Below are 21,816 nucleotides of genomic sequence, written 5' to 3'. Positions count from 1 at the left end.
ACTGCATATCAAAGAAGAGCTGTGAGTTCAATCTCACAGCTCTTCTTTTTATGATAACAATCAATTATGCATTATGCACTGAATCAGTTTCCTTCGCCCCGGCTGCGTGCTTTGGCCCGCAGGGCGTGATCCAGCTGGCGTTTCCGCATACGCAGGCTCTTGGGAGTGATCTCCAGCAGTTCATCATCGTCAATGAACTCCAGGCACTCTTCCAGGGTCAGCGGATGCACGGAGATCAGGCGCATGGCGTCTTCGGAAGCGGAAGCATTACGCATGTTGGTCACGTGCTTTGCCTTGCAGACATTGCACACCAGGTCGCCCGGACGGGCATTCTGGCCGCAGATCATACCCGCATAGACGTTCTCTCCGGCGCCGATGAACAGCGTGCCGCGTTCCTGCGTGTAGAACAGGCCGTAGCTGGTGGAAACGCCCGTTTCGAAGCAGATCAGGGCACCTGCGTTACGGTGCGGAATATCACCCTTCACGGGCTCGTAGCGTTCAAATACAGAGGACATGATGCCTTCGCCGCGGGTGTCGGTCATGAACTCGCTGCGGTAGCCGAACAGGCCGCGGGAGGGTACCAGGAACTCCAGGCGTACCCGGTCCAGGCCGCTCATATGCTCCAGGGTACCGCGGCGGCGGCCGATCTTTTCAATAACCGCACCGGCGGACGCTTGGGGCGTATCCACGATCAGGCGCTCAATGGGCTCGCACTTGACTCCGTCAATCTCCTTGTAGATAACTTTGGGCTTGCTCACGGCGAATTCATAGCCCTGGCGGCGCATATTCTCAATCAGGATGGACAAGTGAAGTTCACCGCGGCCGCACACCTCAAAGGAGTCAGTGGTCTCCGTATCGTTCACCCGCAGGGAAACATCTGTCTGCAGTTCCTTCATCAGGCGGGCACGCAGGTGGCGGCTGGTCACGTACTGGCCTTCCCTGCCGGCAAAGGGGCTGTCGTTGACAGAGAAGGTCATGGTCACGGTAGGCTCGGAAATCTTCACGAAGGGCAGGCCTTCCACACAGGAGGGATCACAGACCGTGTCACCGATAGAGATGTCCTCCGCGCCATACAGGGCGACAATGTCACCCATGCTGGCTTCAGCAGCGTTCACCCGCTTCAGGCCGTCATACAGGAACAGGCCGCCCAGGCGCCACATAGGGCTGGTCACGCCGGTTTCCAGGTTCGTATGCACAACGTTCATACCTTCGGTAAACGTACCGCGGACAATGCGGCCTACACCGATACGACCCACATACTCGCTGTAGTCAACGGTAGAGATCAGCACCTGCGCGGGGCCTTCCGCATCGCCTTCCGGAGCGGGAATATACTTCAGGATCGCGTCAAACAGGGGCTGCAGATCGGTGCCGGGCTGTTCCAGGTCCAGTGTCGCCGTACCCTTACGGGCGGAAACATACAGGATCGGATTCTCAATGGTGCTTTCATCCGCTTCCAGGTCAATCAGCAGATCCAGGATCTCGTTGACCACTTCGTCGCATCTCGCGTCCGGACGGTCAATCTTGTTGATCACGATCAGGACCTTCAGCTTCAGTTCCAGCGCCTTCTTCAGCACAAAACGGGTCTGGGGCATCGGGCCTTCAAAACTGTCGATCAGCAGCAGCACGCCGTCCACCATCTTCAGCACGCGCTCCACTTCACCGCCGAAGTCAGCGTGACCGGGAGTGTCGACGATATTGATCTTATGCCCGCGGTAGTGCACCGCAGTGTTCTTGCTCAGGATGGTAATGCCGCGTTCACGTTCCAGATCGTTGGAGTCCATAACGCGGTCCACGGTCTGCTGGTTCTCGCGATATACGCCGCCCTGCTTGAGCATCTGGTCAACCAGGGTTGTCTTGCCGTGGTCAACGTGCGCGATAATTGCTATATTTCTGATATCTTCCCGAATCATATTATTCCTTTACCTCTTTTTCCAAGCACCGTTTGGGCCCTGCCCAAACCCTTCACATACCAACCGAATGAAGCACTTTATCATTCTTCATTCTTCATTGCGCGTCAGCGCTCTGCTGTCTCCTTCAGTTCCAGGCCTTCATTGTTTTCCACGGCCAGGCGGATGCTCCACTCGTTTTCAAACAGCAGCACATCCCGTCCATGGCTGTCCTTGGCCCGGCCGGAGGTGGAGGTCAGCTTCAGATCCTCCACAGGCTTCGGGGTCTTGATAACCCACCGGACGTGGCGGAAGGGCATGCCTTCCATCACAATCTCCGTCTGGTATTCGGTCCGCAGGCGGTGCTCCAGTACTTCAAACTGCAGCACGCCGACTACGCCGACCATAAACTCTTCCAGGCCCGTTTCCGTCCGGATGAAGGTCTGGATGGCGCCTTCCTCGGCCAGCTGGCTGATGCCTTTCTGGAACTGTTTGCGCTTCATGCTGTCCATCGGGCGCACCCGGTTGAAGAACTCAGGCGCGAACACCGGAATGTTGGCATAGTGCATTTTCGGTCCGGTGGAAAGCGTGTCGCCCAGCCGGTATATCCCGGGGTCGAACAGACCGATAATGTCGCCTGCCCATGCTTCCTCCACCGCTTCACGCTCATCCGCCATGAACTGCTGCGGCTGCTTGAGCGCCACGATCTTGTTGGTTCCGGAGTGCCATACTTCCATGCCCTTTTCAAAGGCGCCGGAGACAATCCGCATAAAGGCGAGCCGATCCCGGTGAGCCGGGTTCATATTCGCCTGGATCTTGAAGATGAAACCGGAGAAATACGGTTCCTCCGGACCGATAATCCCGGTATCGCTTTCCCGGGGCAGCGGCGGGGGCGTGAAGGACAGGAATCTGTCCAGGAACGGCTCCACACCAAAGTTCGTAACAGCGGAACCGAAGAACATGGGCGTCAGCTCGCCCGCCCGCACTTTTTCCAGGTCGAAGGAATCTCCTGCTTCATCCAGCAGTTCAACTTCCTCCGCCAGCCGGTCACGGTAATGCTTCTCCAGCACCTTTTCCAGTTCCGTATCATCAATACTGATGTCCGTCTTCTCAACCATCTTTTTACCGTGATCACCGCCGGTGTACAGTTCCACCATCCGGGTATCCCGGTGATAAACGCCCTGGAAGTCTCCGTCCACACCGATGGGCCAGTTGATCGGACAGGAACGGATGCCCAGCACCTGCTCCAGCTCCTCCATCAGGGAGAAGGGATCCTTCGCAGCCCGGTCCATCTTGTTCACAAAGGTGAAAATCGGGATGTTCCGCATCCGGCAGACCTTGAACAGCTTGATGGTCTGGGCTTCGACGCCCTTCGCGGCGTCCAGCAGCATGACTGCCGCGTCCGCGGCAACCAGCACCCGGTAGGTATCTTCCGAGAAGTCCTGGTGGCCGGGGGTATCCAGGATGTTGATCCTGTATCCGTCATACACGAACTGCATGGCGGAGCTTGTCACGGAAATGCCGCGCTGCTTCTCGATCTCCATCCAGTCCGAGGTGGCATGCTTGTCCGTCTTCCGGGCTTTCACGCTGCCCGCACTGCGGATTGCTCCACCGTAAAGCAGCAGTTTCTCAGTCAGCGTGGTTTTACCCGCGTCAGGATGGGAAATAATGGCAAAGGTACGCCGCTTCTCCACCTCTTCATGCAGAAGCGTCCGGAACTCCCGGGAATCTCTCTCTGGCAGCATAACTTCCTCCCCCTGAACAGACTGAAAAAAGGTAACCGGCACGGGCCTTCCGGCCCGCGTGGCACAAAACACTGTATTTTATACCTTGTAGACTTGAATTGTCAAGGGTTATAGCTTGCACAGGACAATCCCTGCCAAACGAAGCTGTCCAGTGAAAAACCATATATAATTATGAATTATGAATTGTGAATTATGAATTGACTTACTCTTCAACGCTCCAGTTTTCCGCGTTGAAGATATCCTGGTTACGGAAGGTAATCTTCAGCGGATCTGAGAACGTGTTACCGCAGTTGGTCACAATATGCCAGTCAGATTCCACAATATGATGTTCCGGAATCGTCTGGACTTCACTCTTCACCGCCTTGCCGGTAAAGGGATTCACAGGGTCTGTAACAGTGTTTTCAAAGGCCAGGGCAGGAGTTTCCGCGTTCGTCATAAAGGTCGTATCCGTGGTGAAACCCTGTGCGCCGAAGTCCTTTACCATCAGCAGCGGGTTATAGCAGGTAGTATCTGCCCATTCGTCCACCAGATACCGTCCTGCTGTTCCTTCGTTCGTCAGGCGTTCCCGCAGATCCACGCCGGTCAGTCCCAGATAGCAGCCGTGATCGGATACCACAATGATCCGGGTATTGTCATACACACCCTGTTCCCGCAGCTCATCAAACCATTTTCCAAGCTGGATAAACGCAGCCATGTCTGACTGATAGTGGATCCGCACGCTCTCATCCGCCTGGGTCAGGTCCAGTTCTTTTCCGTCCTCTGTACGGCGGATGCCGTGCTCTGCCTCATAGGCCGTATTATCAACATTATTGGTCGGTATATAATCCGGCTCCTGCAGTTCAATAACGTCGTGGGTCATCTCGTTGGTCAGCATCAGGAAGGTGTTGATTCCCTCATCTGTCACCCGGGTCATGGTATTGAGGTTCTTCATCACCATATAGTTGTTCAGGAAGTCAGGGGAAACACCGATCAGTTCGGATCCTTCTCCTTCATCCGCCTTCACGTCCATCTCCAGGTACCGGCCCTGGTCATACATGGTTTCCTGGAACAGCAGCGGGGCAGAGCGAAACAGGCTGTAGAAGAAGATGTTCCTGTTGCGGTTCCGGTCCAGGTTGTCCAGCATCTGCACCTTGTATTCGTCAAACATGCCGATGGTGTTATAGGTGTGGATATCCGGATACTCATCATAGATGCTCATATCTGAAATCCACTGGTAATTGGCATAGGGTGCGTCACATACCGTCACTTCATAACCCGCGTTCATGAAGTTGACCGGCATGATCTTCAGTGCTTCATTCTGCTTGTCCTTCAGAGAAAGCTCATCCCGTTCCTCCAGGCCGTCCGGGGTATACTCATAACCCCCGTAAAGTGCCGGAGAGGCGATATTGGTATGATAACCGTAGGAAAGCGTATTCGGATAATAGGTAAAACCGTCAAACTGTTGCTTCAGTTCAGGCTTTTCGTTCATAAGATAGGGAACAAATCCGCTGATAGCCCGGTCAATCATAATCACAACCACATTACGGCCTTCCCTGTCCAGCCGGAAGGAAGCCTTTTCTGCTTTGATCCGGTTTGTGATATCATGAACTTCTCCGGCTTTTTTCTCCATGCCGTTGATATTGATTACTGCCATCACCGCCAGAGCGATACAGCCGTACAGACACATGATCCGCAGGATCACGGAATGCTTTTTCCGCAGCAGGCACACAACCGCTATCGCAGCAAACACACAGCCTGTATTCAGCAGTACCTTCCAGAGCTGGTTGGAAATATTCGTCTCATATTGCAGGGCAGATGAGATAAACCCGTAATCCTTGCCGAAGAACATATAGTTCACCGCCGCGGAAACTGCACAGATCGCCATGAACAGCACAAACCGCTTGCGTGCTTTCGGTGCAAGCAGCATGCCGTACAGGATTCCCCAGAACACAAATGTTCCCGCAGCCAGCAGGCCGGAGGAAACCAGATACTGCGCCGGATTCTGGTAGTAATGGGCGTCCACAAATTCTGCCGGGGACGCCCCGATCAGGGCGGAAGGAATAAACACGCCCGTCAGGATCGCCATATACAGGCAGCATAAAATCAGCAGGATCTTGTTGTTCCTGTCCGTTTTCTGCTGCCGTTTGTTCAGTTCCATGGGCTGATAACCCAGCTTTGTCAGCTGACGCAGCAGCGCGAATACAGCATATCCGATCCAGAACAGGAGCAATCCGCCGTACTGTCCCAGATCCCTGATGGGGCCAAAAGAAGTGCCGCGAAAAGCTCCCAGCCCGGTAAACCAGCAAAATGTGGCATACAGACACAGAAGCTGAGCTCCCCAGAGCACGATCATTCTTCCGGCTTCCTTCCGGAAGTCCGGCTTATGCTTTGGTTTCAGCGGGGAGGCAATCAGGCAGAACACCAGGCTCAGGCAGATGATTGCCATGCCCGGGCTCAGGGACATCCGGGTAAAAAGGGAGCAAAGTACCTCAAGAAGCAGCTGAACGGGTCTCACTGTCAGTGTCCCCAGTATTGTCCGTATATTCACGTACTGCTCCCCCTTTCAATCGTACAATCAATTATGTTACCACAGGTCTTCACTGCTGGCAACTGACCGGAACCGGCTGTTTCAACGCAAAAAAAGGCACGCCGCTGCGTACCCTTGACGGGCAGATTGTCTGTATTTTCCTCGTTCTGATTCATTCTTTCTGTCATATCAGAACGTACCGTCCGCATGACAGGAAAGATCAAACGCCGCGCGGGAAAAGCCGGACACCTCTCCCTTGATCACTTTTGCCAGTTCCATATCTCCCTGGTCTTCGACTTCAAAGCTGTATTTATACATGCCATAGTCCAGTGAAATAACCGTCTTGTCATTTCCGGAGCTCGAGGTAACAAATCCCCTGCATTGCCATTCCCGCATGATGTCCCGAATCGCTCTTCCTGCAAGAGCATCCAGTTCCGCCTGTTCCAGCGGCATCGCGGTGATTTCCTCGGTATAGCTCACCGGCAGGTTCCAGGCATATGCGTCGACCATTTCAAAAGCAGAAGAATCCTCTTCAGCCATTGCAGTCTGATACAGTTCCTTCGCGGACTCGTCCATCATCGTAACCACACGCAGAGTTTTGCCGTCCTTCTCCAGGATGAGGATTACATAATCGTCTGTTTCATTGATCGCGGCATATCCTTCAGAGATATCCAGTGCCTCTCTGATCGTATGGAAATATGGATCCTCTGATGCCATCACACCATATACCGAACAGAACATCAGTATAGCCAGGACTAACGCAGCAAGCTTCTTCATATACGGGTTGCATACTCCTTCCCTGTGATACTGATAGAACGATCATCTGTCCTTCTTTCTTCCCTGTTCAGTTCTGGTCAATCTCTTTACTCAGCAGGTAACGGTCCCCGTCATCCCTGAAGATTGTATAGCCCAGCCCTTCATAGAAACGGAACGCGGATTCATTGTTCTTTTCAACGTGCAGGACAATGGCCGGAATACCGATCTCTCTTGCATAAGCCTCGGCGGACTGCATCAGCTTTGTCCCGATTCCACTGCCTCTGTAAGCCGCCGTCACCGAGAAATCATCAAGATAAAGATATGCCTGTGGTTCACGATACGCCTGAACGGACAGGAATGCCCTGACTTCATCATCTTCCGCGACATAGATCCTGTTTTCACCGCCGTTCCAGAATGAATCCAGATAACCGGCTTCATATCCCTTCACATCATCTGTATGATAGATGGTCTGCAGCATTTCCCGAAACAGCGCGTCAATCCTGTCCGCATCTTCCGGAACAGCTGTCCTGATCCGGCAAACCGCCTTCTCTGTTTTTGCTTTCCCCTTGTTCAGGTATGAAGTCGCAAAAGCGTCAATATCGGCATAGCGTTCTGCTTTCATCCCGGCTTTTTCATATTCGCTCAGATACCGTTCCAGTACATTGTCAAAACCTTCTGCCGTCTTCTTCAGGTCGTTCGGATCGTATGCCCGAAGCACGTCATACGTTCCGATCTCAACCGCATTGCCGATATCGGCCAGCATTTCGTTCAGGCTTTCAAGGCTCATAAAAGCCAGATGGCGGTCACCGTTCTCGGCAGCCTGCACCATCTTTCCGTGCCAGTTGGAGAACATCTCCTCATAGGTTCCGGACAGTGTATCCGCGCAGGCGGGTTTTTTCTCCGGCTGAAGAGACTGCCTCGCCGTCCGGAAACAGGCTGTCAGCTCTTTCATCAGCCATGTCAGCCGTTCTTTCACACTGCCCGCGGTTTCCGCTTCCAGGATAGCCTCGATCATGCCACACAGGTTTTCCGGCTTTTTTTTCATGGCATTCAGTTCTTCATAGCGCCGTTTGACGCCCAGCCGGAAATATGTTTTGTTCAGCAGGGCAACTGCGTTTTCCGCGTAGTAGATCGCGCCGCCTGCCCGCCTGCGAACCTCGGCCAGGCCTTCCTCTGTCATGGCTTCCGCATAGCAGCACTGCGCCTCTTTCAGTTCCTTTTCAGCCTTTTCGCAGTCTGTCTCTCCAAAGGGCTCCGCCAACGTCTTCCGCACTTCGTCCCGCAGTTTCTCCAGTTCCGCCCGGTACTTCTCATCAGTACAGTACACAATCCGGGAATCCATCAGCTTGCCGATATGGGGATGCTCATAGCGGGCGTCCTGCCGCAGTCCCTCCCAATTCGTGCAGTAAATGTCATGCCCTACGCCCAGGTCATCCTGGATAAAGGCTTTTCCAAGCTGCCAGCCCCGGTCATCATTGATCAGGATCAGCAGGTCCAGATCCGACAGCGGATGGATATCACCCGACTGAAAGGATCCGTAAATCCCGATCAATGCCACCGAGCCGGGACACAATGTTTTTTCTTTTTCAATGACAGCGTCAATAATCTTCTGGTTTCTGATTTCCAGGTCTTTCATTTTATAACTTCCTTTCAGTTCAGAAACCGGCGGCTGAAATGATCAGCCACGCAGCTTCTTGGACAGGAACAGGACGAGATCGTCGTCAACGGTGCAGACCGTTTCATACTGTTCACATTGTTTACCCTGATACCATACGCCGGTTCCGTCCGGAATATATCCGCGCTTGATATACATCCGCTGGGCAGCGCCATATCCGTCATGCAGTCCCACAGCCAGACATACGGTGTCTGCATACAATCCCGCGATCTGTTCCGCCGCGTCCATCAGTTTGCCGCCGATTCCTTTTCTCTGGTATTTCTGCAGCACGCTGAAATCATGGATTTCCGGCCAGCCTTTTTCTTTGAAAGGACCGTTATGCGGGATAAGGTAAACATACACTGAGCCGGCAGGTTGTCCCTGATACTCAGCTGTCAGCGCAACGCATTTACCTTCTGCCTGATCCTGTATCCTCTTCTGGTATACGGCAATATCCGGATGCCAGCCCTGGGCAGTAAATTCTTCTACAAAAGCCTGTCCGTCTGCCTCTTCCATATTGCGGATAACCAGTTCGTCATCTTTATAATAAATCATACTTTTCTCCTTGATTCATATTGATCATTCCGTTCGTTGGCTCGCTCAGCCATTATCCCGCAAACAATAAACAGCATATTCAGTCAGGGACCGGAAGCCATGGCCTTTTGCCAGCTCTGCCGATATCCTGTTCTGTGCGTCCCAGTGGATGGTCAGTCCCTTCCTGCTGCACTGGCTCATTATTTCCGTCGTGCAATGATCCGCAAGCCCCCGCTTCCGGTGTTCGGGATCAGTACAGATATCCAGCTCCGCCTGGTCTTCAAACGTCAGAAAACTTGACGCGGCTGCGACGACCTGTCCGTTGTACAGCACGGCTGCTCCTGCGCCCCGTTCCGAAAAGTCTTCAAAACCGGCATAGTTTCCCCCCTGGCCAAAGGGATGCGCTTCAAAAATGGCCGGGGTAAACGGAGTTAAGATGTATCCTTCCGGCAGCGGCTTCAAAGGCTTTACAGATTCCGCGCAAAGCGGCTCCATCACTTCCCGCCGGAATACGGCCTGCATCGGCAGCTTCCGGAGATAGTTTTCCCATTCAGCGCTCAAGCACACCAGCCAGCTTCCATAAAACAGCTCCGGATGTACTGAGAAAAAACCTTCGTCCGGTTTCCCGGTCAGGTAGGTAAACAGGGCTTGATACACGCATCCGCCCGAATAGGAAAAGGCAGTGCCGAATTTTCCTTCCCTGCAGGCTGTCAGCAGAAGCGGTGTTTCCGTCAGCACGCCGCTGCCGGTTTTGTTCCAGATCTCTGTCTTCGGTTCAGTTGCCATCTCTACTCTCTTCCCATCACTTTACGGCACCAGGATTTTTCCCCGCAGTGCGGGCACTTCAGGTGTCTTTTTGAAATCAGATTGAATCCGAACGTATGTGCCCAGAACTTCGGCACGAAGGTCTGCCCGCACTTTGCGCACTGATAATACCCGATCTTCTGCTGCCCTGCCATAACAGCAATGCAGCCGACTGCAAAAATCACGCATGCAATGGTAATCAGGACGATTTTCACGTTCTGCGGGATCACATTTGTATACACACACACCACAATCAGCAGCGTAAGGAAGGAAACCAGCGATACGCCGCCCAGGATAAGCGTTAACACAAACTGCTTTTTGTTTGCTTCTCTTTCTTTGATCATTTCCACCATATTGTCCTCCGCCTTTTTCTGATAATCTTCTCCCGAAACAAGTTCTCCGGACAGCAGATCATTGACGGTAATACCCAGCTCCCCGCACAGCGGAAGCAGCAGGGATACTTCCGGGAATCCGTTGCCGCACTCCCATTTGGAGATTGTCTTGTCGCTGATATTCAGTTTCTCTGCCAGCTGCTTCTGGGTATAGCCTTTCTTCTTCCGTTCTTCGGCAATGAAGCGCCCGATTATGACCTGGTCCATCGTGTTCCTCCTTCCGGGATTGATTATCCTGCTGTCTGTTTTTCATTCACACCCACGAACCGTAGAATATGGTGGAAAGGCGGAATCCACGATCCGTAGAGTCGATTTATGCGGTTTCTTTTTGCTCTCCTCCCCTGGGTTCACTTCTTCTTTTGCTTCGGTGCCGGAAGCTCATCGTACATCGCTTCCAGCAGTTCTTCCAGGAACACCCGGTTGTCCACGTCTGCCAGCAGCATTTCCTTTGCCCCCTCATAGGGAAGCTCCCGTTCAGCGTCCGGCATCATCGCAACGGCGGATTTTGTGGGTTTGATCAGGAACCGGTCATCATAGATCCCCCCGACGATCTTTCCGCGCCAGTAAATGATGTACTCCCCCATCATTGCCTTCCAGGTCACATTCTCCAAACCCGAAAGCTGCTCCAGGATAAAATCCAGGTATTCCCTGCTCGACGCCATATCATGTCTCCCCTGTTCACTTTCATGCGCTGAATCAGTTATATTTCATCATATCATAAACTCAGGAGAACAGGAACCTACCGAAAGTATGAAAAAAGCCGGATACGACTGATATATACAGTATGTGATCCGCCAATCTTCTGCCGGATTCTTGTCCTGTCCCGGGTAACATGCTAATATGAATGGAGTGTTCATCAAAACATCTGCAAAGGGTGCGTGAAAGCGAATGAATCAGAAGCAAAGACGGGTCTGGCTGATCCGTGCGCTGCTGGAGGAAATGCCGCAGTATCAGTACCCTGTGTTTCCTTATACGCCGGATCGCCAGTGGCGGCTTTTACGCAGCCTGATGAACGTCCGCCCACCCATGCCGGTCACAGAGAAGTTTCTGCAGGTTCAGGACGCCTTTCTGCGGGAGATGGCGGAAGAAAAAGGGATTGTGGAGGCGGAAAGCCTGCCGCCCTGTGCGAAAGACAGCCGGCTTGTCCTCTGGCAGGGAGATATCACAGCTCTCAGATGTGACGCCATCGTCAATGCGGCCAGCAGCCGGCTTCTGGGATGCTTTCAGCCCTGCCACGACTGCATTGACAATATCATCCATACCATGAGCGGTGTGCAGCTGCGCCTGGCCTGTCATGAGCTGATGCAGGACCGGGAAGAGCCTGCAGGACGGGCAGAAATCACTCCCGGCTTCAATCTTCCCGCCAGATATGTGCTGCATACAGTTGCACCGGTTATTGAGGGCGATATTACTGCAGAAGCAGAAGCCTTGCTGGCCTCCTGCTGTCGCTCCTGCCTGGAGCTTGCTGAAAACAATGATCTGCACTCCATTGCCTTCTGCAGTCTCTCCGACGGTTCCCGTTTTCCGCAGGATCGCGCAGCTGAAATTACCTTCCGGACGGCGGCTGCATTCCTGCAGAAGGAAACCTGTATCCGGCGGGTCATCTTTACTGTGCCGAAAGGCAGCAGCCTGGCTGTATGGCAGGATCTCCTCGCGTAAGGGAGAAGAAGTACGCATGACAAAAATCGACTGGGTCGCGGAAGCTGTACCGGCGGAAATGGCAGTCCGGCAGGTATACTGCATCATGCTGGACCGGGAAGGCCGCGTCATGCTGCGTGTTGAAAAGAAACCGGACAGAATCAAATACTCGCTGGCCGGCGGCCGTCCCGAGGTCTATGATAACGGAATAGAAGGCACCTGCCGCCGCGAGCTTCTGGAAGAAGTGAATACAGAGATCGAAACGCCCGTATATATCGGTTACCAGCTGGTGAACGAAGGAAACGGCACACCCGCATATGCCCAGGTCAGGATGGCGGCATTGATCCGGAAGATCGGCAAAAAGCAGCCGGATCCTGATAACGGCAAAACCTACGACCGCCTGCTGGTTGCCCCGGAAAAAGCCGCAGCCCTCCTGAACTGGGGCGATGTGGGATACAGCCAGGTCATGAAGGCAAAAGAAGTGATATACCGCCGGTATGGCATCACAGAAGCAAGCAATACGGAAGAATGGGTCTGACCCCCTGGATGATCCGTGGCATTCGCCTCTTTTCCCGGGGCCGAAATCATGTTATACTGTTAAAAATACATTTGGGAGGCATTATATGGCTGTATATCACCGGATCCTGCTGAAGCTCAGCGGTGAAGCGCTCAAATCCGGCTCCGATCTCTTTGATTTTGAAAAAGTTAACGAAGTCGCATCCATCGTTCGCAGGATGCATGATATGGGTGTGGAAGTCGGCATCGTCATCGGCGCCGGCAACATCTGGCGCGGCCGTCAGGGCCCCGCGGCAAATATGGACGCGGTAACCGCCGATCAGATGGGTATGCTGGGCACGGTCATCAACTGCCTGTGCGTAGCGGATGCCCTGCGCAAGGCCGGCCTGGATGCCATCGTGCAGTCCGCCGTGGATATGAACCGCTTTGCTGAGCCATTCAACGCCATGGCCGCCCGCCGTCACCTGTCCGAGGGCCGGGTTGTGCTCTTCGCCTGCGGCACCGGCAACCCCTTCTTCTCCACCGACTCCGGCGTGGCGCTCCGTGCCATTGAGATGGAAGTGGACGCGGTCCTGATGGCCAAGAACATCGACGGCGTCTATACCGCCGATCCGATGAAAGATCCCACCGCCACCCTGATCAAGGACATCACTTATACCGACGCCCTGGCCAGGGGGCTCAAGGTCATGGATGCTTCCGCCTTCGCCCTCTGCGCGGAGAACAAAGTTCCCATGGTCCGCGTCTTCGGCCTGGATGATCCGGAAAACCTGCTCAGGGTACTGGAAGGCAGCGATATCGGTACCTTCGTTCATCCCTGATTCAACCGCATACGAAAAACCGGGATGCAATCGCATCCCGGTTTTATTATGTCTTTCTTATGCAGCCTTGCCGCGCAGCTGTACCTGCTGACGCTCCTGCACTGTTTTCGCCTCGATGGCGTGCTCGGTCTTCACCCAGTGCTGCTGATCACCGCAGCGGATCAGACCGACAATCTCATTGAAGATACCTACGATCAGATTGGCAAAGAAACCGCCGATCATTACCGGAATGGTCCGGAAGCTGAAACGGATCCGGTTGTCCATCCAGTCAGCCACATAGAACAGGAACAGGTAAGTGTAGCCAAACAGGAGACCGCCGATGAGCAGACCGCTCAGGGAAACATCGAAGAATTGTCTGCCAGGCACCACCAGGCAAAGTGCGGTAGTCACCACCAGCTGTACAGCAGCCACCACATAAGCCGCGATGCTGTACATATAGGTCAGCAGGCTCAGGAACTCCCAGAAGCTGATTCTTCCGTCTGAAAGCGCACGGAACGTCTTTCCGGTGTTATGCAATGCCACGTACCAGTGGCCCTGTCCCCAGCGGATCTTCTGCCGGATGGAAGCCAGCAGAGAGGTGGGCTTTTCGTCATACACCCGGGTATAATGGTTCCACAGGATCCGGCGGCCTTCCAGCGTCGCTTCCACCTGGATTTCGAAGTCTTCGGTCAGGGACATGGTAGTCCAGCCACCCCGCTTGTACAGGTAGGATGTGGTCATCGCAAATCCCGTACCGCCGATAGCGCAGTTCAGGCCCAGCCTGTATTTAGCCAGGTCGAAGAAACGGTTCGTCAGCGTATATCCGGTGTAGTAGAACCAGGCCACAACGCCCTTCTTGTTCTTGGCGCCCAGGTAGCACTGGATGAAATCCGGTTTCCCCTTGTCCAGATACTGGCTGTTCACTTCGCGGAACATATTGGTATCCATCAGGTTATCCGCGTCAAAGATCATCATCAGATCATAGCGGTCCTGATAATCACCGATAGCCTGCAGCGCCTTCTTCAGGGCAATAGGCTTGCCGGTCGGAGCGTCCGGGGATTCCTTGCAGGTCTCGATCACGTTCGCGCCGAGATTCCGGGCCACTTCGGCTGTATTATCCGTGCAGTTATCGGCAATGATATAAAAATCGTACAGTTCTTTGGGATAATCCATATCGTTCAGGTTCTGGATGATATCCCCGATGACTTTCTCCTCATTATGAGCGGGAACCAGCACCAAAAACCGGGATTCCGGATCATGATCAGCGTAATCTTTCTTTGCTTTTTTGAAACCGAAAAAACCAATCACGATCTGGTAGACCATGATGAATGTCAGAAAGAAGCTGCATACCCCCGCCAGTGTTTCAAGGAGTATCCTGATGAACTCCACTTTCCTTCTCCTCCTACAAACCCACAGGGCACCGGCCCTGTCACACACAAAAACACGTAACGGGCTAATTTAACATCATAATCCGTTATTTGTCAAGCCTTGCAATCTTTTATCAGCTTAGATAGGCCTATGTCATTTGTACAGATTTTGTTTCCCGTTCAGCACAGCGGACACCAGTTTTTCTCCGCTGTATACAAGTTTCAGGGAGAAAAACGGGATCTCTTCATCCAGCAGCCGGTGGAAAACCCGGTCTCCTTCCCATTGGGGCAGCGCATCCAGATCTTTCTTTTTCATCCATACCAGCTCGCCCTCGTCACAGTCCGTCAGTTCGCCCGTGTACGCATCGGAAGTAAACAGATGCATCCGTTCCGTTTCATACTGGTCGCTGACGAAAGTCACGATCCCCCGGTAACGCCAGGAGGTCATGGTCAGCCCGGTTTCCTCCCACACCTCGCGGAGCGCGCAGTCCTCCGGGCTTTCCTTGTCCTCAAAGCGGCCGCCGATGGCAACCCACTTGTCGTGGTTCATATCATTCTTTTTCCGCGTCCGGTGCATCATCAGCACCTCATCCCCGCGGTAAAGATAGCACAGTGTGGAATCAATCACAGCAGTGCCCTCTGGATCTTTCCGGAAACCGTCTTGGGCAGTTCATCCCGGAACACAACGATACGGGGATACTTGTAGGGAGCGGTATGCTGCTTGACGTAGTTCTGGATTTCCTTTTTCAGTTCTTCCGTGGGCTCAGTACCCTTGGTCAGCACGATGCTGGCCTTGACTACCTGGCCGCGGACTTCGTCAGGCGCAGCGCTGACGCCGCATTCCAGCACGTAGGGCAGTTCCATGATTACGCTCTCGATTTCGAACGGTCCGATCCGGTAGCCGCTGGACTTGATCACGTCGTCCGCGCGGCCCACATACCAGTAGAAGCCGTCTTCATCGCACCAGGCCACGTCACCGGTATGATACCAGCCGTCGTGCATAACTTCCTTGGTCTTTTCCTCGTCCCGGTAATACTCCCGGAACAGACCGATCGGGATACCGTTGGAGATATCCACACAGATCTCGCCGGAGGTACCGACGGGAACCTCTTTTCCTTCCGGATCCAGCAGCGCCACCTTGTAGATCGGCGCCACCTTGCCCATGGAACCCAGCTTGTGATCCGCGCCTGCCAGGTTGCCGATGATCATTGTGCTTTCTGTCTGGCCGAAGCCTTCCATAACCTGCAGGCCGGTCTGCTTCTCGATCTGCCGGAACACTTCCGGGTTCAGCGCTTCGCCGGCGCTGGACGCATGTGTCACAGAAGACAGATCGTACTTGCTCAGGTCCTGCTTGATCAGCATCCGCCACATGGTGGGCGGTGCACAGAAGGTGGTGATATGGTACTTCGCGAACAGCGGCAGGATGTCCGCCGCATCAAAGCGGTCGAAGTCATATACAAAGATGGCAGCCTCACACAGCCATTGGCCGTAGATCTTGCCCCAGCCGGCCTTTGCCCAGCCTGTATCGGAGATCGTCAGGTGCAGGCCGTTCGGGTTCACGCAGTGCCAGTACTTGGCGGTATGCAGGTGTCCCAGGGGATGCTTGTAGCTGTGGGCGGCAATCTTCGGATATCCGGTGGTGCCGGAGGTGAAATACATCAGCATCAGGTCGTCGCCGCAGGGGGTATCATCCGTACGGTGGAAATGGGTGGAATACATCTGGTATTCCTCATCAAAGGTATGCCAGCCTTCCCGTGTTCCGTTCACGATCAGCTTCAGCTCCAGGCTCGGCGCGTTCTTGGCGGCCAGGTCTGCCTGGTGGGCGGTATCTCCGTCCGCGGTGCAGATAATAGCCTTGATTCCGGCTGCGTTGAACCGGTATTCAAAGTCGTGCTCCTGCAGCTGAGCCACCGCCGGAATGCCGATGGCACCGATCTTTTCCAGGGCCAGAATCGAGAACCAGAACTGGTAGTGCCGCTTCAGCACCAGCAGCACCCGGTCCCCCTTTTTGATGCCCAGGGATTTGAAATAGTTCGCGCAGCGGTTGGATGCGCGTTTCAGATCGTTGAAGGTGAAGCGGTGCTCATTCTTATCCTTGTCCAGGTGGAGCATCGCCAGCTTGTTCGGCACTTCATCCGCGATGGCGTCGATCACGTCAAAGGCAAAGTTGAACTTCTCGGTGTTCTTGAAGGCAATCTTCACGGGCGTACCGTTTTCGTCCTTTTCCACGTCCGCATAGCGGTGCCAGACACGGGTACGGCCGTTCTCTGCCGGGAACTCCTGCAGGGCAGTGCCGGGCACGGCCTTTTCCGGGGTCAGTTCCGGGATCGGGGCGCCGGTGGGATTCAGGACGATGGCATAGAACAGGCAGTCCTGGCCGCCCACGGCAATCATACCGTGAGGCGTACCGGAATCGTAGTAGATGGAATCGCCGGGATTCAGCACGCTGATATGCTCGCCCACCTGCACCTTCAGCTGGCCTTCGATGACGATATCGCACTCCTGGCCTTCATGGGTGGTCAGCTTGATGTCTTCCTTTTCGGCTTCCGCGCTGTAGGCGGCCTGCACGTACAGCGGCTCAGCAATCCTGTTCCGGAAGGAAGCCGCCATGTTGTAGTAAATCATGTCATGGGCTTCCTCAATCCGCTGGCCTTCGCCCCGCCGGGTCACGGTAAAGGAGTTCAGGTTCGGGCTGGAACCTTCGATAATGTCTCCGACGTCGACGCCGAAGGCAAGCGCGCAGCGATACAGAAACGCAAAGTTCAGGTCGGAGCGGCCCAGTTCGCAGTCGATATACTCCTGCTCGGTCACGCCGGTCTTCATTGCCATTTCAGCAATCGTGAAGTTTTCAATTTCCCGCAGCTCCCGGATCCGGTGAGCCATCTCCTGAATCTTGTAATTCAGTCCCGTCATCTGTGCCATGATCTTACCTCCCGTGTCATCCTGAACGAAGTGAAGATAATGAAAAAGCCCGTCCCAAAGTTTAGACTTTGAGACGAGCTTGAATAGCCCGCGGTACCACTCAAATTGCGGCTCATCACCGCCACTCTTGAACCCCAACAGGTTCTATGCCCTTACGCGGCAGTCACGGGAAGGTTCTACTTGCGCCTTCGCTTTCTTCCTTCCGGCTCTGGAGCTACAGCTCGCGGGCTCTTCCCACGGCTTGCACCAACCGCCGTGTCTCTGAAAGCCGATACCCGTTGCCCTCTCCTTCAAGGCCTTTATCGGAAGTTTACGCTCTTCCCCCTGTCTTGTCAACAAAAAATAATGTACGTCTTCTGTTTCCCCGTCAAAAAAGTTCGTCTTTCAGTCAAAAAAAGCATGTCTTCAGGACCTTTTTGCCTTCTGTCAATGGCATTCCCCGAAAAAAATCATTCTTTTATAAGAATTGCTTCATGCTTTTGTCATGTTTTCCGATTGACACTTCTCCTCTCTTTTCCTATGCTTGTGCATGTATTCCCCTATGGAATAAACGGATCGATTGGAGGATAAGAAATGGATAGCAACAAACGGCCCGAAAGCATGGAACGGATTACAACTCCCGCCCTCGCACAGGCATTCATTGCCGAGCAGGTGGAAGCAGTCCGCAAACAGGTTGGTGACAAAAAGGTTCTGCTGGCTCTTTCCGGCGGTGTGGACAGCTCCGTTGTCGCTGCCCTGCTGATCAAGGCCATCGGCCAGCAGCTGGTATGCGTGCATGTCAATCATGGCCTGCTCCGCAAAGGTGAACCCGAACAGGTTATCGAAGTTTTCCGCAACCAGATGAAAGCCAACCTGGTGTACGTGGATGCAGTCGACCGCTTCCTGGACAAGCTGGCTGGTGTCAGCGATCCCGAACAGAAGCGCAAGATCATCGGTGCCGAGTTTATCCGTGTCTTTGAGGAAGAAGCCCGCAAACAGGATGGCATCGCTTTCCTGGCACAGGGTACCATCTATCCTGATATTACAGAGAGCGTCGGCGTCAAGGCTCACCACAATGTCGGCGGCCTGCCGGACGACCTCCAGTTTGAACTGGTCGAGCCCGTCAAACTGCTCTACAAGGACGAAGTCCGCGTTGTCGGTAAAGAACTGGGACTGCCGGACGGCATGGTTTACCGTCAGCCCTTCCCCGGCCCCGGCCTGGGTGTGCGCTGCGTCGGTGCCATCACCCGTGACCGCCTGGAAGCGCTCCGTGAAGCCGATGCCATCGTCCGTGAGGAGATCGGCAAGCTGCCCGAGGTTCCGTGGCAGTACTTCTGCACCATTCCCGATTTCCAGTCCACCGGTATCAAGTATGTGGACGGCAAGGGCCAGCGCTACATGGGCTGGGCAGTGATCATCCGTGCTGTCAATACTGTGGATGCCGTCACCGCCACCGTGCCGGAAATCCCCTTCAGCGTGCTCTGCACCATGCGGGATCGCATTATTTCCACTGTTGACGGTGTCAACCGCGTCCTGTGGGATATCTCCGAAAAGCCCGTCGCGACCATCGAGTTCGAATAAGCGCATAATCTTCCCGGGTATCCTTGTTCTTCAAGGTGCCCGGGTATTTTTTTGTATTCCGGACAACTTTGCTGCGTCCTTTTTCCCGGGCAAAGTGCTCATTCCGGAAACAATGAACCGTCCTTCTTTTATCGGCACTCTATACGGAAAGGCAACCGCCCTTCTCGAATTAAAAAATCCCGGGATGAATTCCCGGGAAAGCATATATCATTCATTTCAGTACTTTTTCCTTACTGTGAGAGACATCCATTGTCATCCCGCACCTCAGAAGCGGTCACTCTTCCATTTTCCGGGTAACATCCGAATACTCCGGAACGCTTGCGATTCCACCGTGCGTCTGCGTTGAAAGGCTTGCAGCGGTACAGGCAAAACTGACAATCCGGCGGAGTTCTGTTTCTGTCAGATCTGCCGGCGTTTTTTTGCACCTGATAAACTGACTCGTTGCGCTGCCGCCGAATATATCGCCGGCGCCGGTTGTGTCGACAACATGAATACCGGACGGACTTTGCACTGTCACGCGGTTCGTGCCATTTGCAGCATAGCAGCCCTTGGGTCCCAGCGTGGCATACACCAGTGAGGCGCCGTATTCCCGCAGCAGCTTTTCAGCGCCTTCTTCCGGGGAAAAGCCCCACAGCCAGTCAATCTCCTCATCACTGATCTTGACAATATCCGCCTGATGCAGGCTCCACTCAATCGCTTCCCTGGCATCCTCCTCCCGCTTCCACAGTGGCTTGCGCAGATTGGGATCCAGGCTGATCAGCGCACCGTGGCGCTTTGCCAGTTCAATGGCATGTCGGGTAGCCCCGGCGGCAGGCTCATCCGTCAGAGAGAGCGTGCCGAAGTGGAAAACTTTCGCGTCCGCGATGAGCTCTTCATCCACTTCTTCCGGGGTCAGACAGGTATCGGCGCCCGGTTTACGAGCGAAGCTGAAATCCCGGTTCCCGGACGCGTCCAGGGAAACAAAGGCCAGCGTTGTAAAAACGTTCGGGTCAATCCGGATCCCCCGGGCATCTATCCCGGCATCCTCCAGTGTTTTCACCAGCGCTTTCCCGAAGGCGTCATCGCCGACTTTTCCGATCATGGCAGTCCTGCAGCCGTACTTTGTCAGCGCTGCCAGGAAATTGCCCGGCGCTCCGCCCGGGTTGGCGGACAGGACCGGGTAGCCTGCCTCATTGACGGAATGTGGGGCAAAATCGATCAGCAGTTCACCGAGCGCAACCACGTCATAATGTTTCATCCGTGTCATTCCTTTTCAATCAGCGAGTATTTTGTGACATCCATCATCACTTGGCCATCGGCTTCAAACGAGATCTTCCGTGCATCGGACCCTGTGAGGATTGTGGCGGTCATCACCTGTTCCCCGTCATTGATAAAAACCTCCATACTGAAGCGGTCCAGAATCACATGCAGCCGGATTTCACCCCGCTGATCGGATACCAGGCATCGGCGCTGATGGATATATGCTCGCCTGGATCCTGAGAATTTGCGGTCAATCTGCAGCCATGACTCATAAGGCCGGTAGCTGAGAACTGAATGGTATTTCTCATTCTGGGCAAACTTCATGATGAACTTCTGGTAGGGGGTATCCGGATCAGCGCATCGCAGATGGATATCCAGTTCAACAACCCGCCCTTCGATTCCTTCCAGGCTCTTTTCTCCGTCCAAAAGGACATCCCGATACTCCACTTTCCCGCTTCTGTACTGCGCCAATTCCCGGACCGGCTGCTGGTAAAGACGGCCATTCCTGAAGAACAGTTCCCGCGGCAGGCTCATCTGGCCAAACCAGGGCCGTTCTTCATAACCGGTTGTTTTGCAGGTGTCCCAGTTTTGCATCCAGCCGATCATCACACGCCTTCCGTCAGGAGTCAGAATGGTCTGCGGAGCGTAAAAGTCAATCCCGTAATCGATCGCCTGGTTATTCTCCTCGACGAACCGGTCTCCGTCCATTCGCCCTGTGAGGCAGACGGTACCGTTACCGTTATGGTATTCAAAGTCTTCAGGAAGCATATCCTGCGGACTGACAAACAGTACATGTTTTCCGTCCAGCGGGAAGAAATCAGGGCATTCCCACATGAGGCCGAACCGTCCGTCATTCTCTGCCAGTACTCCGACATACCGCCATTCAAATCCGTCCCGGCTTTCATACTGGAGCAGAACACCCCGTTTGTCCTCCCGGCGGGCTCCCACCACACAGCGGTATGCTCCGTTCTCTGTCCGCCAGATCTTCGGATCCCTGAAATCGTAGGGACTCAGGCCTTCCGGAAGTGCATTGCTGTCGAGAACCGGGTTCTTTTCATACTTTTGGTAATCTGTCCCGTCGCCGACTGCAATGCACTGGGTCTGGAACTCCCTGGACTTATCCCCGCCCTCCTGCCTCACGCCGGTATACATCAGCAGGTGCCTGCCGTCCGGCAGTTCCGCCGCGCTGCCTGAAAAGCATCCGAAGGAATCATACGGAGCGTCCGGAGCCAATGCGGCAGGCAGATAAGTCCAGTGAAGCAGGTCATGGCTGACTGCATGTCCCCAGTGCATGGCATCCCATTCCGTATCATACGGATTGTACTGGTAGAACAGGTGATACTGGCCGTGGTAATAGCAGAAACCGTTGGGATCGTTCATCCATCCGGTCAAAGGCGTCAGGTGGAAAACCGGACGGCTTTCCCGCGGGATTTTTCCGCCTTCAGCCTGCTCATACGCCCTGGCAAACAGCAGGCTGTGGTTTACCGTTTTCTTCATCGT

General features: G+C 54.2%; 18 protein-coding genes. 4 read left to right on the top strand and 14 right to left on the bottom strand.

Going from position 1 to position 21,816, the window contains the following annotated elements:
• Positions 1 to 83 precede the first annotated feature (83 nt).
• The 9 genes from typA to JYE49_RS00530 form a co-directional block, all read right to left on the bottom strand.
• Positions 84 to 1,910 carry a translational GTPase TypA gene (typA, locus tag JYE49_RS00570; RefSeq protein ID WP_093956683.1) on the bottom strand — a complete coding sequence of 609 codons (1,827 nt, stop codon included), beginning with the start codon at positions 1,908 to 1,910 and terminating at the stop codon, positions 84 to 86.
• 104 nt (positions 1,911 to 2,014) lie between these two features.
• The gene (locus JYE49_RS00565; RefSeq protein ID WP_093956684.1) at positions 2,015 to 3,631 is read right to left on the bottom strand and encodes a peptide chain release factor 3; all 1,617 of its coding nucleotides are present in this window, start codon (positions 3,629 to 3,631) and stop codon (positions 2,015 to 2,017) included.
• Positions 3,632 to 3,833: 202 nt separating this feature from the next.
• Positions 3,834 to 6,158: an MFS transporter gene (locus JYE49_RS00560; protein ID WP_093956685.1), complete on the bottom strand. Its 2,325-nt coding sequence runs from the start codon at positions 6,156 to 6,158 to the stop codon at positions 3,834 to 3,836.
• Between the two features lie 168 nt (positions 6,159 to 6,326).
• The gene (locus JYE49_RS00555) at positions 6,327 to 6,914 is read right to left on the bottom strand and encodes a hypothetical protein (protein ID WP_093956686.1); all 588 of its coding nucleotides are present in this window, start codon (positions 6,912 to 6,914) and stop codon (positions 6,327 to 6,329) included.
• 67 nt (positions 6,915 to 6,981) lie between these two features.
• Positions 6,982 to 8,529: a GNAT family N-acetyltransferase gene (locus JYE49_RS00550; protein ID WP_093956687.1), complete on the bottom strand. Its 1,548-nt coding sequence runs from the start codon at positions 8,527 to 8,529 to the stop codon at positions 6,982 to 6,984.
• 42 nt (positions 8,530 to 8,571) lie between these two features.
• Entirely contained in the window at positions 8,572 to 9,102 is a 531-nt protein-coding gene (locus JYE49_RS00545) for a GNAT family N-acetyltransferase (protein ID WP_093956688.1), read from the bottom strand.
• A gap of 45 nt (positions 9,103 to 9,147) precedes the next feature.
• Positions 9,148 to 9,867: a GNAT family N-acetyltransferase gene (locus JYE49_RS00540; protein ID WP_093956689.1), complete on the bottom strand. Its 720-nt coding sequence runs from the start codon at positions 9,865 to 9,867 to the stop codon at positions 9,148 to 9,150.
• 2 nt (positions 9,868 to 9,869) lie between these two features.
• Positions 9,870 to 10,484 (bottom strand): helix-turn-helix domain-containing protein, encoded by a 615-nt coding sequence (locus tag JYE49_RS00535; protein ID WP_093956690.1) that lies wholly within the window; start codon positions 10,482 to 10,484, stop codon positions 9,870 to 9,872.
• A gap of 140 nt (positions 10,485 to 10,624) precedes the next feature.
• Positions 10,625 to 10,939: a TfoX/Sxy family protein gene (locus JYE49_RS00530; RefSeq protein ID WP_093956691.1), complete on the bottom strand. Its 315-nt coding sequence runs from the start codon at positions 10,937 to 10,939 to the stop codon at positions 10,625 to 10,627.
• Between the two features lie 226 nt (positions 10,940 to 11,165).
• Here JYE49_RS00530 and JYE49_RS00525 point away from each other — a divergent pair, with 226 nt between their 5' ends.
• The 3 genes from JYE49_RS00525 to pyrH all read left to right on the top strand — a co-directional run bounded on the left by JYE49_RS00525 (position 11,166) and on the right by pyrH (position 13,249).
• The gene (locus JYE49_RS00525; protein ID WP_093956692.1) at positions 11,166 to 11,936 is read left to right on the top strand and encodes a protein-ADP-ribose hydrolase; all 771 of its coding nucleotides are present in this window, start codon (positions 11,166 to 11,168) and stop codon (positions 11,934 to 11,936) included.
• Between the two features lie 16 nt (positions 11,937 to 11,952).
• Complete coding sequence (locus tag JYE49_RS00520) at positions 11,953 to 12,453, top strand: NUDIX domain-containing protein (RefSeq protein ID WP_093956693.1); 501 nt, start codon at positions 11,953 to 11,955, stop codon at positions 12,451 to 12,453.
• 85 nt (positions 12,454 to 12,538) lie between these two features.
• Complete coding sequence (pyrH, locus tag JYE49_RS00515; RefSeq protein WP_093956694.1) at positions 12,539 to 13,249, top strand: UMP kinase; 711 nt, start codon at positions 12,539 to 12,541, stop codon at positions 13,247 to 13,249.
• Positions 13,250 to 13,306: 57 nt separating this feature from the next.
• On the opposite strand, the gene JYE49_RS00510 is transcribed toward pyrH, so the two are convergent.
• The 3 genes from JYE49_RS00510 to JYE49_RS00500 form a co-directional block, all read right to left on the bottom strand.
• Positions 13,307 to 14,617: a glycosyltransferase family 2 protein gene (locus tag JYE49_RS00510; protein WP_093956695.1), complete on the bottom strand. Its 1,311-nt coding sequence runs from the start codon at positions 14,615 to 14,617 to the stop codon at positions 13,307 to 13,309.
• 132 nt (positions 14,618 to 14,749) lie between these two features.
• Positions 14,750 to 15,223 (bottom strand): NUDIX hydrolase, encoded by a 474-nt coding sequence (locus JYE49_RS00505; RefSeq protein WP_093956696.1) that lies wholly within the window; start codon positions 15,221 to 15,223, stop codon positions 14,750 to 14,752.
• Positions 15,220 to 17,517, bottom strand: a complete 2,298-nt coding sequence (locus JYE49_RS00500) for an AMP-binding protein (protein ID WP_283399335.1) — start codon at positions 17,515 to 17,517, stop codon at positions 15,220 to 15,222. The genes JYE49_RS00505 and JYE49_RS00500 overlap by 4 nt, the downstream gene beginning before the upstream one ends.
• Before the next feature lie 600 nt (positions 17,518 to 18,117).
• Here JYE49_RS00500 and guaA point away from each other — a divergent pair.
• Positions 18,118 to 19,077: a glutamine-hydrolyzing GMP synthase gene (gene guaA, locus JYE49_RS00495; RefSeq protein WP_369413346.1), complete on the top strand. Its 960-nt coding sequence runs from the start codon at positions 18,118 to 18,120 to the stop codon at positions 19,075 to 19,077.
• A 274-nt stretch (positions 19,078 to 19,351) separates the two neighbouring features.
• Here guaA and JYE49_RS00490 read toward each other — a convergent pair whose 3' ends face one another.
• On the bottom strand, positions 19,352 to 20,323 hold the full coding sequence (locus JYE49_RS00490) for a carbohydrate kinase family protein (protein ID WP_346763107.1): 972 nt from the start codon (positions 20,321 to 20,323) through the stop codon (positions 19,352 to 19,354).
• Complete coding sequence (locus JYE49_RS00485; protein ID WP_093956699.1) at positions 20,320 to 21,813, bottom strand: glycoside hydrolase family 32 protein; 1,494 nt, start codon at positions 21,811 to 21,813, stop codon at positions 20,320 to 20,322. The genes JYE49_RS00490 and JYE49_RS00485 overlap by 4 nt, the downstream gene beginning before the upstream one ends.
• Between the last annotated feature and the right edge of the window lie 3 nt (positions 21,814 to 21,816).

Source organism: Aristaeella hokkaidonensis (assembly GCF_018128945.1).
Classification (GTDB): Bacteria; Bacillota; Clostridia; order Christensenellales; family Aristaeellaceae; genus Aristaeella; species Aristaeella hokkaidonensis.
Note: the sequence above shows the minus strand (reverse complement) of the source record. Positions and strands in the feature narration are given on the sequence as shown.

Coding starts and splice junctions, on each gene's coding strand:
- typA (WP_093956683.1), bottom strand. CDS start 1,910: ATGATTCGGGAAGATATCAGAAATATAGCAATTATCGCGCACGTTGAC.
- JYE49_RS00565 (WP_093956684.1), bottom strand. CDS start 3,631: ATGCTGCCAGAGAGAGATTCCCGGGAGTTCCGGACGCTTCTGCATGAA.
- JYE49_RS00555 (WP_093956686.1), bottom strand. CDS start 6,914: ATGAAGAAGCTTGCTGCGTTAGTCCTGGCTATACTGATGTTCTGTTCG.
- JYE49_RS00550 (WP_093956687.1), bottom strand. CDS start 8,529: ATGAAAGACCTGGAAATCAGAAACCAGAAGATTATTGACGCTGTCATT.
- JYE49_RS00545 (WP_093956688.1), bottom strand. CDS start 9,102: ATGATTTATTATAAAGATGACGAACTGGTTATCCGCAATATGGAAGAG.
- JYE49_RS00540 (WP_093956689.1), bottom strand. CDS start 9,867: ATGGCAACTGAACCGAAGACAGAGATCTGGAACAAAACCGGCAGCGGC.
- JYE49_RS00535 (WP_093956690.1), bottom strand. CDS start 10,484: ATGGACCAGGTCATAATCGGGCGCTTCATTGCCGAAGAACGGAAGAAG.
- JYE49_RS00530 (WP_093956691.1), bottom strand. CDS start 10,939: ATGGCGTCGAGCAGGGAATACCTGGATTTTATCCTGGAGCAGCTTTCG.
- JYE49_RS00525 (WP_093956692.1), top strand. CDS start 11,166: ATGAATCAGAAGCAAAGACGGGTCTGGCTGATCCGTGCGCTGCTGGAG.
- JYE49_RS00520 (WP_093956693.1), top strand. CDS start 11,953: ATGACAAAAATCGACTGGGTCGCGGAAGCTGTACCGGCGGAAATGGCA.
- pyrH (WP_093956694.1), top strand. CDS start 12,539: ATGGCTGTATATCACCGGATCCTGCTGAAGCTCAGCGGTGAAGCGCTC.
- JYE49_RS00500 (WP_283399335.1), bottom strand. CDS start 17,517: ATGGCACAGATGACGGGACTGAATTACAAGATTCAGGAGATGGCTCAC.
- guaA (WP_369413346.1), top strand. CDS start 18,118: ATGGAACGGATTACAACTCCCGCCCTCGCACAGGCATTCATTGCCGAG.
- JYE49_RS00490 (WP_346763107.1), bottom strand. CDS start 20,323: ATGACACGGATGAAACATTATGACGTGGTTGCGCTCGGTGAACTGCTG.
- JYE49_RS00485 (WP_093956699.1), bottom strand. CDS start 21,813: ATGAAGAAAACGGTAAACCACAGCCTGCTGTTTGCCAGGGCGTATGAG.